Below are 13,172 nucleotides of genomic sequence, written 5' to 3' on the forward strand. Positions count from 1 at the left end.
TTAATTAACAATAACTGGTATCTCAATATATCCATCCCCATACCACTTTATAACCAAAGGCTCCTGCGCATCTTGGATAGTTTCTTTGCTGACATCCTTGCCCGTTCCATAATTTATTTCCGTAAAAGGCTCTTTGTTTCCGTTGATAACCACCACCAACCGACTGCCCCTGCTTATCTTTTTACTGGTCATTCGCACAATGCCAAAAGGAAGTTTTGTTTTTTCACCAGGGGTCAACAATTGTCTTTTCTCCAGGCTATTTGCAAAACTTGCCCTGGCCTTATAGGGTAAGGTCAGGGCAAAAAACTTCCCGTCAGGGGTCTGCTCAAACAAGACGACGGTATAATCAAAATCTTTTTTATTGACCGATACCGAGATTTCACCTCCAAACGAACCGTTCAATTCAACATCGGATCCAAAAGGTTCTGTGACCAAGGAAAAACCGTTCCCAACCATAAGGCTATCGCTTTTAATGGTTCTCCAACCACTTGAATTCCAAGTCAAGTTGCTCCGGTCCGCAAAATCTATGACTTGCTTCAAATACGCATTGGCATCCAAAGATTTGTCGGAGAGTGTGTAATGTTCATCCTTTCCATTGTTTCCTGTTCCGAACAGGGATGCAAAAGTCACCCCCGAGCGCTCATTGCCCAAATAATACGTCAATGTGTCATTTGCCATGGTCCGTAAAGAGGATGCATGGCCCCATTTGTTAGCTCCCATAACCTGGAAATTAATTTTGTCCTTTAACAATACTGGCTTCGGCTTTCCCTTTAAGATATAATCAAACCACTCAAATATTAACTCAAGGATGTCGATTTGAGCTACAGGGTCAACGTCATACCCAAAAATGTGACTACTGGGTTTTTCTTGGGCCCCAAAATGGGTGTAAGGTCCTATGACTAGATAATGCTCCGCATTTCTATTGTATTTGGTATGTTCTTTCAAATAATACTGGGTTCCCACCTGCCCACCATCATAGTATCCCGTCGTGGCCAAAACAGGAATATCAATATGGGCGAACTCTTCGTTGTAAGGCATCATATGTTGCCAATAGCTATCATAAGTTGGGTGCAGCAAACGTTCCCGAAATTGAGGATTAGGCAATCCATCCAGACTATCCATGGCACTATACGCCGCCCCAGTTTCATACCATTTCATGTTCAAGTTGTGCCAACGCTGCCCATTGTTGTACAAAGTGGTGTCCAAATACTTATTGTTCGACACATAATGATGCCAGGGATAATGAAAGTTCCAATGGACGCCATTCTCCATAGGTTCCGCAATACCGGGCGCTGCGGAGACCGAAGGAACAATGGTTTTTAAGGCAGGATGTACCTTGTTTTTTACAGCCGCCCATTGGGTAAAGCCAACGTAGCTTCCACCATACATCCCTACTTTTTTGTTGCTCCATTCCTGTTTGCTAATCCAGTCGATGACCTCATAGGTATCTGTCGTCTCATATTTATAGGGTACTATCGAATCAGGGCTCAGGCCCTTGCCACGAGTGTATGAAACTACCCCCACATACCCATGGTTTGCAGCCATTTTGGCTCTTTTCAAATCGCTTTTGCGTGCATATATCGTATGGAACAATACGGCTGGACTTGGTTCCGAAACCTCAGCATTTCGAACTACTATGGCATGAATTTTTGCTCCATCACCGGTTGAAATCAAAATACTGTCCTGAACCAGGTATGTTTTGCCATCTTCCGTAATCGCTCTTGGGGTTTGAATAGAGGATTGTTCCCGGCAAGAGACTAAAAAACAGGAGACCACGAGTGCAAGGATGATTGTTGTTTTGATTGAATTTTTCATTTTGATTGATTTTTAGTTCAGGACATAACCGTCCCAAATCAATATGTTTTTGCTATTCGTTATATTGATTTGATTGCTTGTGAAACCGCTACAAACTGTTCCGTTTTTTGAAGGTTACCGATTGCCTACTTGATAGATCAACAATTTCCCCAGTGGTCAATACGAGTCGTAGTTTGTTATTAAAATAGGACTGTATTTCCTTGATGTATTCCGTGTTGATTATCTGACTTCTATTTGCCCGAAAAAATATTTTCGGGTCCAGTCTCTCCTCCATCTGGTTCAACGAGCGTTTGATCATGGGCTTTTCAGTGCCAAAGTAAAGTCTGGCATAGTTGTCCATGGACTCAATTAAACTTACTTCTGACAATGCAATAAAATAAACCCTTTCGCCATCCTTGATAAAGATTTTTTGATGACTTGCCAAGGGCTCCCTCTGCTCTTCTTCCTGCTTTTTGAACTCCAGCTTTACTTTTTCGATGGTTTTGGAAAAACGTTCTTCCCGAAGCGGTTTCACCAAATAATCCAGGGCATTTACCTCAAAGGCCTGCACTGCATATTGATCATAGGCGGTGGTGAATACTACTTCTGGAACAGTCCCCAACTCCTCCAACAAATCAAAACCTGATTTTCCGGGCATATGGATATCCAAAAAAATGATGTCAGGCTGCTCTTTTTCTATCAATGCTTTGGCGACCTCCACATTGTTCGCTTCTCCTACAATGATAAATTCAGGATAGTTTTCCAGTGCCCGTCTAACTTCTTCCCGAGCCAAGCGCTCATCATCTATGATTAAAGTTGTATACGTGCTCATTAGTTTTCGATTGGAATCATTAATGTGGCAACCACCCTGCTTTCCGAAGGTGTTTCAACCTTAAACCCAGCCCTGCCCTCATATTGCAGCAAAAGCCGTTCCCTTAGATTTTTAAGCCCTACTCCCGAATCTTCTCCTTTGGAAAAAACCCCTGGGTTTTTCACCTGAACTACGACATAATCTTCCTGTTTTTGAACTGAAATATCCACCGTACCTCCTTGTAATTGTTTGTCCACCCCATGCTTTATGGCATTTTCAACCAAGAGTTGGATACTCAGTGGCGGAACCTTTACATATTCCAAAGCAGGATCAATGTTGAATGTAACGGTTAGGCGTTCCTCAAACCTGAGCTTTTCCAATTCCACGTAATCTTTAACCAAATTCATTTCTTCGGCTACGGTAATACTCAGATGCTTCTTCTCATAAAGTGATGTACGCAACAAATCGGACAACAAATCGATAGCCCTTCGTGCCCCTGTGGGATTCTCGAGAACCAATGCCTTTATGGAATTCAGGGAATTGAACAAAAAATGGGGGTTGAGCTGTGCCGATAAATTATCCAACTGGCTTTGTTTTGCTATAACGGAAAGCTGGGCATTGACCTTGGTGGTGTTGACTTCCCTAGTATAAAAATGATAGGCGTGATAGGCCAATACCCAAATAGCCATATGCCTCAAGCCAGTGATCAAAACCGGGTTCCAAACCAATACATTCTCCGTAAAGGTATTGCTATCATTGACCCAATACATATAGGCTGATGTTTTAAGATTCATAATCTGCATGAACAAAACGGACAAAACCAAAATGGATGGTATGATTCTTACTACCAATGGGTTAATGCCCAATTGATTCCATTTAAGTCGTAACGCAATAGCCCTGTATGCGTGTGTAAGCCCAATACAAATGGATACGTCAAGCACGTAGTTGATCAAGGCTTGGGGAACCGAAAATTGATCCCTGTCCAATGCAATATAGAACCACAACAAGGAAACAACGCCCCAGCCAATAAGTTGGCATTTCCAATAAAGGGAGAGTCCAGTATTTCTGTTTGAAGTGTCCACTGCTTTATTTGATCGCTGTCGATTGTATATTATGAGGATTCCTACTCCGCTTTTGAATAGCTGGTCAATTCATTGGTATATAGACCATAACCATCATCATTGATATGCTTTATGTATGTTTTCAATTCTGGGGAATACCACCAAATATCGGTCATCTCTCCCTTAAAACCTCGAGAGTTTGTTACAATTCCCTTGTATTCGATTTTGTAGGCCATGAATTTTCCCGCTTCCACATGCATTTCTTCAAAGGAAACCACTTCAACATTTTGACTGGTCTTTCCTTTAGTACCTTCATTATTTTCCCATTCGGCCTCATATTTCCACTTTTTACCAACCTGCAAAGGCCAATTTCGGAAGGGCGTACTGCTCTGGTTTTTATTTGGTGCAATTGGAATTTCGAGGGTATCGGCCCCATTCCATAACCCCAAAGTTCCATTGTATTTGACAACTTCTTGAATATCCTCTCCTTCTGCCCGAACTTCCCCTTCCACTTTGCGTTCCCATTTCCAAGTCCATTTTTCACCAATTTGGTAATCCTTTACAATGGGTTCATTGGTTTTTGTTGATGCACAACTGGCTAACATCAATGCCAATGTTAGGCTTATCATTACCCTTTTTCTCATTTCTCTGTATTTAAGATTGATACCTATTTTTATGTTTCATCGCTATGATGAACAATCAGGATACAAAGCAATAAAAAGGGTGCCGTCCAGCCTAGTAAAAGTACATGAGCGCAGTTTTAAGGGTTTAAATGTTAGAAAAGACCTAACTACCCAGAAACTATGGTGATGTAGCCTTCCCTAAAAAAGGAAAGGCTACATTTTCAGGGAAGGCTACACGACATTTTCTGGACGCTCTCAAAACTTTTTTCAAAACGCCCTGTAAAATCTGTTTGTCGAGACTAAGGTGGATACGCCAGACATAGTATACCATACTGGCCGGATAAAATTGAGCACCCTCGGGACTAACACAAAAACTTGATTTTCAAACCACTAAATCCAAATAATGGATGGTTAAAATCTTCCGCCTTTGTGGTCTACACCACCCAGTACATTCAATTTTGACAAGTAACTAATATAAAAACCCGAAAAGCCAAAGCGGTATTTTGTTTTGGGAGCCATACAATATATTATCAGCCACGACATAAGAGTTCGCCACTGTCTTTATCTGTTTATGGCCTTTCCCTTTGCCCCCAATCTCAAAGGTGAATTGACCATCAACCAAAAAGTCGCCTAAATCGGTATACCCAAGCGAATGCCGATAGCTTAATTGATTGGAGAAAAAAGTTTCCCTAAGATTCCCTATGTTAGCATTATTCCATGCCAGTAAAAAGATTAAGTTAGTATTGTCCAGATAAACCTTGGAAGGTTTCTGGAGCTTGCTGATACCATGGGCGTCTTTATAAAGGTTATGGGTCAGTCCGATTTCATCCAAATAATTTAGATAGGACAATAAGGTTGCCCTATTAATGCCGATCTTATCGCTCAACTTGCTTACATTCGGAACAAATGGAACGGATTCGGCTATGATCACCAAAAGCTGTTTCACCTTGGTCACATAGGCCATATCCACGTTTCGCAATAATGGCAGTTCAATTTCCAGAATCATGTTCACTACTTCCCCAATGCGCATTTCGTTAAGGTCGAGCCCTTCCCTATAAAAGGGATAATATCCATGTTTAAGGTAGCTATCAAAATATTGAAATGGCTTTATCTTGTCATTGATTTGTTGAGTCTCTTCAATATGGTTTTCCAAGATTTGATCAAGGGACAATGGTTTAAGGAGAGTTCCCGATTCCACCCCGATATATTCCCGGAAAGAAAAACCTTGCATGGTATAAACCACGGCTCTTCGGCTTAAATCGGCACGAGCATTCAATATTTCAAGAAGTGAAGGTCCCGTAAAAACGATTTTTAGGTTTGGGTAACTATCATATATATTCTTTAGTTCCTGTGCCCACCCGAAATATTTGTGCACCTCATCCAAAAAAAGATATTCCCCCCTGACGTTCAAAATCGCGGACCAATTCGATAAGGGAATGGTGATTGAACCAAATGTCATCCAAGCTCACATATAGTGCCTGTCCAAGGGAGCTGCTTAGGTTCAACTTGATATATTGTAGCAAAAGTGTGGTCTTTCCAATACCTCTTGCTCCTTTTATACCAATCAGCCTCGCTTCCCAATGAATCTCATCCATAATCGACCTAACGAAATCGGTGGAAGTATGTTTTAACTTTTGCTGAAATTGCTCAAATAAAAAATCCATTTTGTTTACTTTAACAAACAAAATCAGTTAATTCTTGTACACCGCAATAAACAAAAAGGATTAAATTGGTTAGCCATGCGAAATTACATCTGAATTCCTTCAGGAACTTTAAACTATCCATATCATATCCACAAAGGGTTGGGACAGAGGTCGGAAACCATGTCATCACAGGATTTGAGATGGTTTGATTTGGGAACATTTTTTTATAAGTTGGTTAAGGGAACAACATAGGATGTTTAATTCAAGTACTTTTAAAAAACATTTTTTTCTATTGAACTTTTTAAATCAATAGTTTTCACTTATTTGTTTTATTTTCTTACATAATATTTTGTTGGAATTTATGTTATCAACCTAATATTCATCCCAGATGCACAAAAATATGTATCCCCCTATTTTTTGTGTATCCAAGTCAGGTATGTAATGGGGGAAATAAAATTTTTAAAACAGAAAAAATGAGACAACCCAACGTATGGCCAGTGGATGGAGAAATTTGGGGAAATTTACAGTTGGTTAAGGTTGTTCTGTATTTTGGAATACCGAAAAAATGATGATGACACTTTGGAACGCCTACAAGAGAAAAATCAACCACAATTGCAACCCCGCCTCTGCAGAGACTGGAGAGACCGTAAGCTATTGGAGAAATACGCTATTTTCAACCACAATGATGTTTTTATTGCCTCTTTGTTTAATTGCGTTGCTTCCGTCACTGCTTTTGATTACGTATGAAAACAAAGAGTTCATAACACTTTTGCATTTTACGACTATTGGTGTCATGTGCTTCATCGCATTTGCACCTAGGGTTAAAATAACGACGAGAAAGCTGATTTTCTCATTCACTGTATTTGTTTTTGCCACCATTCTAAATATTTTCACTTCTCCTTCTTCTGGTTCTGTTTTGGTCTACTTTTTGGCAGCATGTATCTACTCCATTATTATTTTCGATAACAAATATGCATTTTGGTGGAGTCATATTGTGCTGTTCATCTCTGTCTTGTTTGGATTTGCCATACACTTCAAGTTAACAGACTTTAGCCACAATGTTGATATGAGCTCTGTTAATGAATGGGTTGCGGTTAGTGCCAATCTTGTCTTTCTCTGTTATCTTTCATCAGCTCTAATCCCCAAAATATTTGGTGGGATCGAAAACCATATACAAGAACAGATCAGGTTGAAAAGTGAACTTGAAAAAAGCAAAATCGCTTTGCAGACCAAAAATGAAGAACTTGCGCAGTACGCATATGTTGCTTCTCACGACCTGCAGGAACCCTTGAGAATGGTCAGCAGTTTTATGGAAAAACTGAAACTGAAACATGCTGATAAACTGGACGATAAAGGACTCCAATACATTCATTATGCTACAGACGGTGCCCATCGAATGAAGCAAATCATTCTTGACCTGCAGCTCCATTCTGAAGTAGACAGGCCCACAGAGCTGAAAGAATCCGTGGACCTGAATGAAATCGTTTCAGAGTTTTTACTGTTAAGAAGAGATTTGATCAACGAAAAAAAGGCGGTCGTCAATTATGATAAACTTCCTGAATTGGAAACCTACAAAGCTCCTGTCGCCCAACTATTTCATAGTTTATTGGACAACGCCTTAAAATATACAAGGGAGAATGTGCCCCCTGTAATTACCATTGAAGCTGTAAATAAAGGAGAGTTATGGAAATTCGCCATAAAAGACAACGGTATAGGGATTGATGAAAGGTTCTTCGACAAAGTGTTCGTTATTTTCCAAAGGTTACATAATAGAAATGGGGATGACGGTACCGGTATTGGCTTATCGGTAGCCAAAAGGGCGGTAGGTTTTTTGGGGGGAGAAATATGGATAGAGTCCAAACCGGAAGTAGGTTCTACCTTTCATTTCACAATTTCAACCACAATAAATCATAATGTTTGACAAAAAATTTAAAACCGGGTCAGTGTAGCCAAAAATGGCCGAACCATTTATAGTATAAAATTACTGTTGCACAAAAAGCGTTTCGGGGGAGTCTTTGGCCATGAGACCGGAGACACTTTCCATGTTAATGAAAGAAAAGTTGTAGGCCAAGAATTATGTATTATTAACCTTTTGTGTTATATTAAAAAAGAATTTCAGAGGTATGGATATTATCCTAAATCCGGTTTTCTTCAACATAGAATAATCCCTTTCCCTTCTTTAGACTACTTTTTCTGACTCATAATCCATTACATTCTTGTAAGAAAAAGACACTAAATTGATATTTATCAATTTCCCATACGATTTCTTAAAATAAGATTATATAACCCCCGTTTCTTAGGTGAAGAATAAGAAAAATTGTACAATTTATATATGTTTGACTGTAAGAAAATAGTCGATTCATTGCACCGAAAAAAGAAACGATTTAAACAGTTCCCACTTATGAGATAAATCTACTAAACACTACACAGAACAATTTTTCCAGTTTTTACTGATGTCCCTTGCATCATAACGGATTTTGGGACGTCCCTAAAATTGCCACTATTCAGGAGGCATGGCCTAGCTATGTCCATTCTTTCCTGGATTTGGAATCAAAAACCCAATTAAAATTTAAACGTAAAACCAAAATTATTAACCAATGAGAAATTTTATGTACAGGAAAATTTTACCAATCTTTTTTATCCTATTCGCTTTTTTAACTACCGGAGCTATAGCCCAGTCAGATGATGTGGTGATTATAGATTCTAAGTATTCACAAAGACAGGAGATACTCGATAGCCTGCCTGCTGGTACCACAGTTATTGAGATTAAGGCAATAAGCAACCCTTGGAAATCCATCCGTGAATATTTGGAGCAAAATCGTTCCAAACAAGTGGTTCATTTGTTTGCAAACACAAATTACAACGCAGTGAAACTAGGGGGCAAAACCTATGACATAAATGCTGTCGACCAAGAGTTTGAATTTTCCATGCTCGAAGGACTCTATCAAGGAAGCCATATCCAACTTTTGATTTACGACTGCAACCTCGGTTCTAATCCGGAAGGGATGGCGCTTCTTAAAAAGATCAGCGACAAATCATATTTCAACATTGCGGTGCCCACCAATTGCAGTTCCGTTTTTGGAGCCGAGTTGGTATTTGATCATACCACAATGGACCAACCCATAAGCAATTCAATATTTCAATAGATAGACCGACCATGAAACAGATCTCAACAAACGTATTTACATTTTTGCTGCTGTTCCTATTGCATGGGACAGCAAAGGCCCAAACGGTGGATATGACCGTGCAGCAGGGGCCCAATGTGGATGTTATGGTGACCGTGGGTGCGGCCAACCAAGACCTTTCCACCTTTGAACAAGACCTTGAACAGGCCATGCACCTCAAAGGTATCCCTTTGGGAAAACTTAGGGTAGAGGCTTTTCAAAGAAGTTCCATCTCTTCCGATCAAGCTGATGCCAGCGATATTTTCAACAGTTGGAACAAAATGAACTTCAATGGAACCGAACCCCCGGTGCACAATTCCTATTCTGGGGATTATTTCTCCTTTGACTCCGGCACCAATCAAATATTGGCTGATTTTGTGAACCGGTACAATGGTTATGGCTATGCCATGTACGACCCCACTGGGGATGTATCTGACGGAACCATTTCGGCCACCTTCGGACTTTCCGGCGCACCTTACACACATGCCGAAGTAGGTTTTATTTTCCGAAAGAAGGACAACCAGAATTTCTATGCCTACATCATTGACAACCATACGGCCTGTGGAAACCTGATGAACTATGCAAACGGTGATGGATTCCCCGCAGAGGCCATTTTGAAGCGGGAGAACGGTGTCACCACCATTTTGGCCGTGAACACCAATAGCGGAAGGGCCGGAACCGCACCTTATGGCTGGGACGGCAATAGAGCCGATATGTTCGGGGCTTTTTACAATGGCCAGAGCATTGACTTTAAAATTGAAATGAGCGGCGATAATATCAAGATATCCCGAAGAGGTGGGGGCGGAAACGCCGGAACCGATTGGATACAATCGTTTGACATTACCGATACCTCATTTCCTTCGGGAAGTTATGGGTTCTATGTTCATGAACAGCAAAATGCCTATTTCAAAGACATCGAGATCGAAAAATTGGAGCTCCGTGCATTCAAGGATGTGTTGAGGGAGCCACAGTGGCGAAACAGTGCCCTTAGGTTCAACGTCAACCTTGACGACATTGAGGTAGCTGACTTTGATGTGGATACCGACCTCTCCGAAATTTTGATGCGGACCATCAACGAAGATATCCACTACATAGGTTGGGGTACCAATGCCAATGAGGCGCAATTTGAACGTTTTATAGCCCAGAACAATAATCAGGGAACCTTCATCAACAGGGACAGCGGCTCCTGGTCCTCATGGATTGACGATATGGCCCAGTACATCTATGAGCAATATCAGTTTGGTACCGTGACGGCAGGTGAATTCTTCATCGCGGGCACCTCTGTGGAGATCGATGTAGATCCGGCCCAGCTGAAAAACAATACGGCCAATGCAAGCTATCCCAGCGGAAGGTGGAACATCACCCATGATGAGACCTATTTTGACAACAACACTGGAAAAGTCTCATGGGATGGGCTTTATTTGGAAGATGTGCCCGAGTTTTATGAAAAAACGGGAAAATACTCCTTCACTTTTGAAGACCTGCCCACAGCACCCACTACCCTTTACTTTCACCGGAAGCCCGTGGCCAGTTTTACCTATAGTGGCGACACAGGATTCATAAACGATACCTCTTATGATCTGGACGGTGGTGCAAACAACGGTATTGCCCAATCCGAATGGAAATGGAAATCGGTTGACGCTACCTCGACCAACGATTGGAACACAGGGATGTTTGACAAAAATGCCGTTCCCGAAGGCCAATATCTGGTCATGCTAAAAGTACAGGACCACCAAGGAACCTGGAGCAAGCCATCCAGTATCTACGTGGAAAAAACCTCTGCTTCAGGCGGAGCTGAAGACCTGCCCATTGCGCAGTTCAACATCCTTCCGGACATGATCAACACCTACACCGGGAACATGACCATTGCCATTGAGGACAACTCCGTAGACCCCTATGGAAGAACACTGTCCACACAGGAATGGATTGTCACCCAGCGTGTTTATGATTCAGAGGGCAATCCAAGCGACACGGAAATTTACAATGCGGGCACGCCCATGACCGATTTTTCGACCTATAACAATGTATCTGCGGATTATATCATCAGTCTAAGGACACAGACCAATTCAGGCGTGTGGTCGCTTCCTTTCTACCGCACATTGACCATTGTTGACGACAATGCCCAGCCAACGGTAACAGCTGACCCATCCAATGGAAATTTGGATACAGATACCGACATTCAATTGGTATTTCAGGATGAAAACGGTGGCAGTGGTTTTGATGTACAACGTTTTGCCAAGGCACAAAGTGCCACACCGCCCGCATCAGACAATGCCGCATGGACCTCATGGAGCAACAGTCAGTCCAAGACGACCTCATTCTCTTCTGGCGGATCGGGCTGGTACATCCATGCAGAGGTAAAGGACAACGCGGGCAATATAGGAACAGCCAGTTTTGGACCCTACGATGTTACCTTGGTGGTGAATGCCGATGATGATCTTGCCATTTTGGACGAGGATACCACATCCAATCCCATAGATGTACTCTTCAATGATGTGTACGACACAGCATTAACCCCTACGGTCACCATTACCGTGCAAGGAACAAAGGGGAATGCCGTAGTGAACGGTAGCAACCAGGTGGTCTATACTCCAAATGCGAACGAAAGTGGAACGGACACTGTCACTTACGAACTGGACGACCAGGGTCAAAAAGTAACGGCCCAAATTACCCTGTCCATTTTGCCAAAAGACGATTTGCCCGTTGCCAATACCGACAATTTCAACCTTGATGAAAATGGTACCCTATACGAGGATGTCTCTACTAACGATATCGAAATTGACGGTGATGACTTGTTATACCACCTTATCGATGGACCTTCACATGCCGAGTCGTTCACGTTCAATCAAGATGGAACCTTCTCTTACGAACATGATGGCAGTGAATCCGGCACAGACAGCTTTACCTACAATTTTGAGGATGCCGTGTCCTTCTCGGAAACCGTGACCGTAACCTTGATCATCGACAACGTGAACGATGCACCTGAAGGTGGAAATATCACCGTGGATGTAGTGCAAGACCTAGGGTATGCCTTCTCAACAGGAGATTTTGCTTTTAACGATGTGGATTCTGGTGATGGTTTCAACGGAATTCAGATTATCTCTCTTCCTGCAAAAGGCACTTTGACCTATAATGGAAACCTGGTTGCCATCAATGATTTGATCGATGATGTGTCCCAATTGATCTATGCAACAGAAAGTGGGGAATACGGTGAAAACTATGCCTCTTTTTCATTCAAGGTAAAGGATGGTTCCGATGCGTTGAGCAATGACACCTATTCCGCAACCATCACAGCCGCACAGGATACAGATGGTGACGGCATACCCGATGAGGATGACGACGACGACGACAACGATGGAACCCCTGACGATGAGGACGCCTTCCCAAAAGATGATTCCGAGGACACCGATACCGATGGTGACGGAACGGGCGACAACGAGGACGATGACGATGACAACGACGGAACCCCTGACGATGAGGACGACTTCCCGAAAGACCCCACCGAGGATACCGATACCGATGGTGACGGAACAGGGGACAACGAAGATGACGACGATGACAACGACGGAACCCCAGACGATGATGATGCCTTCCCGAAAGATCCATCCGAGGACACCGATACTGATGGTGACGGAACAGGGGACAACGAAGATGACGACGATGACAATGACGGAACCCCAGACGATGAGGACGACTTCCCAAAAGATCCATCCGAGGACACCGATACCGATGGTGACGGAACAGGCGACAATGAAGATGACGATGATGACAATGACGGAACCCCCGACGATGAGGACGACTTCCCGAAAGATCCATCCGAGGACACCGATACCGATGGTGACGGAACAGGCGACAATGCCGACGAGGACGATGACAACGACGGTACTCCCGACTCCGAGGACGCCTTTCCGAAAGATGGTTCAGAGGATACCGATACCGATGGTGACGGTACGGGAGACAATGCCGATGAGGACGATGACAACGACGGTACTCCTGATGCTGAGGACGCTTTCCCGAAAGATGATTCCGAGGATACCGATACCGATGGTGATGGAACCGGGGACAATGCCGATGAT

At 42.6% G+C, this 13,172-nt stretch carries 9 protein-coding genes; 3 read left to right on the top strand and 6 right to left on the bottom strand.

Features of this window, described 5'->3' with window-relative positions; genetic code table 11:
• From AC13CS_RS09865 to AC13CS_RS09890, 6 genes are all read right to left on the bottom strand, one after another.
• Positions 1–1,815 (bottom strand): CocE/NonD family hydrolase, encoded by a 1,815-nt coding sequence (locus tag AC13CS_RS09865; protein ID WP_293169472.1) that lies wholly within the window; start codon positions 1,813–1,815, stop codon positions 1–3.
• A gap of 88 nt (positions 1,816–1,903) precedes the next feature.
• The gene (locus AC13CS_RS09870) at positions 1,904–2,626 is read right to left on the bottom strand and encodes a LytR/AlgR family response regulator transcription factor (protein WP_293169474.1); all 723 of its coding nucleotides are present in this window, start codon (positions 2,624–2,626) and stop codon (positions 1,904–1,906) included.
• On the bottom strand, positions 2,626–3,687 hold the full coding sequence (locus AC13CS_RS09875) for a histidine kinase (protein ID WP_293169476.1): 1,062 nt from the start codon (positions 3,685–3,687) through the stop codon (positions 2,626–2,628). Before AC13CS_RS09875 ends, AC13CS_RS09870 begins: the two co-directional genes overlap by 1 nt.
• Before the next feature lie 41 nt (positions 3,688–3,728).
• Entirely contained in the window at positions 3,729–4,310 is a 582-nt protein-coding gene (locus AC13CS_RS09880) for a hypothetical protein (RefSeq protein WP_293169478.1), read from the bottom strand.
• A gap of 448 nt (positions 4,311–4,758) precedes the next feature.
• Positions 4,759–5,700 (bottom strand): AAA family ATPase, encoded by a 942-nt coding sequence (locus AC13CS_RS09885; protein ID WP_293169480.1) that lies wholly within the window; start codon positions 5,698–5,700, stop codon positions 4,759–4,761.
• Positions 5,666–5,953: an AAA family ATPase gene (locus AC13CS_RS09890; RefSeq protein WP_293169482.1), complete on the bottom strand. Its 288-nt coding sequence runs from the start codon at positions 5,951–5,953 to the stop codon at positions 5,666–5,668. Before AC13CS_RS09890 ends, AC13CS_RS09885 begins: the two co-directional genes overlap by 35 nt.
• Positions 5,954–6,497: 544 nt before the next feature.
• Between AC13CS_RS09890 and AC13CS_RS09895 the strand changes: the two genes are divergently transcribed.
• From AC13CS_RS09895 to AC13CS_RS09905, 3 genes are all read left to right on the top strand, one after another.
• A complete protein-coding gene (locus AC13CS_RS09895) occupies positions 6,498–7,853 on the top strand; it encodes a sensor histidine kinase (protein ID WP_482888737.1) in 1,356 nt (451 codons plus the stop codon).
• A 676-nt stretch (positions 7,854–8,529) separates the two neighbouring features.
• Positions 8,530–9,078: a DUF4347 domain-containing protein gene (locus tag AC13CS_RS09900; protein WP_482888738.1), complete on the top strand. Its 549-nt coding sequence runs from the start codon at positions 8,530–8,532 to the stop codon at positions 9,076–9,078.
• An 11-nt stretch (positions 9,079–9,089) separates the two neighbouring features.
• On the top strand, positions 9,090–13,172 hold a 4,083-nt coding region (locus AC13CS_RS09905; protein ID WP_482888739.1), incomplete at its 3' end, for an Ig-like domain-containing protein.

This window comes from Flagellimonas sp. B-3 (genome assembly GCF_056857835.1).

Excerpts from the sequence above, each read along its gene's own strand:
- AC13CS_RS09865 (WP_293169472.1), bottom strand. The coding sequence starts at position 1,815 with ATGAAAAATTCAATCAAAACAACAATCATCCTTGCACTCGTGGTCTCC.
- AC13CS_RS09870 (WP_293169474.1), bottom strand. The coding sequence starts at position 2,626 with ATGAGCACGTATACAACTTTAATCATAGATGATGAGCGCTTGGCTCGG.
- AC13CS_RS09880 (WP_293169478.1), bottom strand. The coding sequence starts at position 4,310 with ATGAGAAAAAGGGTAATGATAAGCCTAACATTGGCATTGATGTTAGCC.
- AC13CS_RS09890 (WP_293169482.1), bottom strand. The coding sequence starts at position 5,953 with ATGGATTTTTTATTTGAGCAATTTCAGCAAAAGTTAAAACATACTTCC.
- AC13CS_RS09895 (WP_482888737.1), top strand. The coding sequence starts at position 6,498 with ATGATGATGACACTTTGGAACGCCTACAAGAGAAAAATCAACCACAAT.
- AC13CS_RS09900 (WP_482888738.1), top strand. The coding sequence starts at position 8,530 with ATGAGAAATTTTATGTACAGGAAAATTTTACCAATCTTTTTTATCCTA.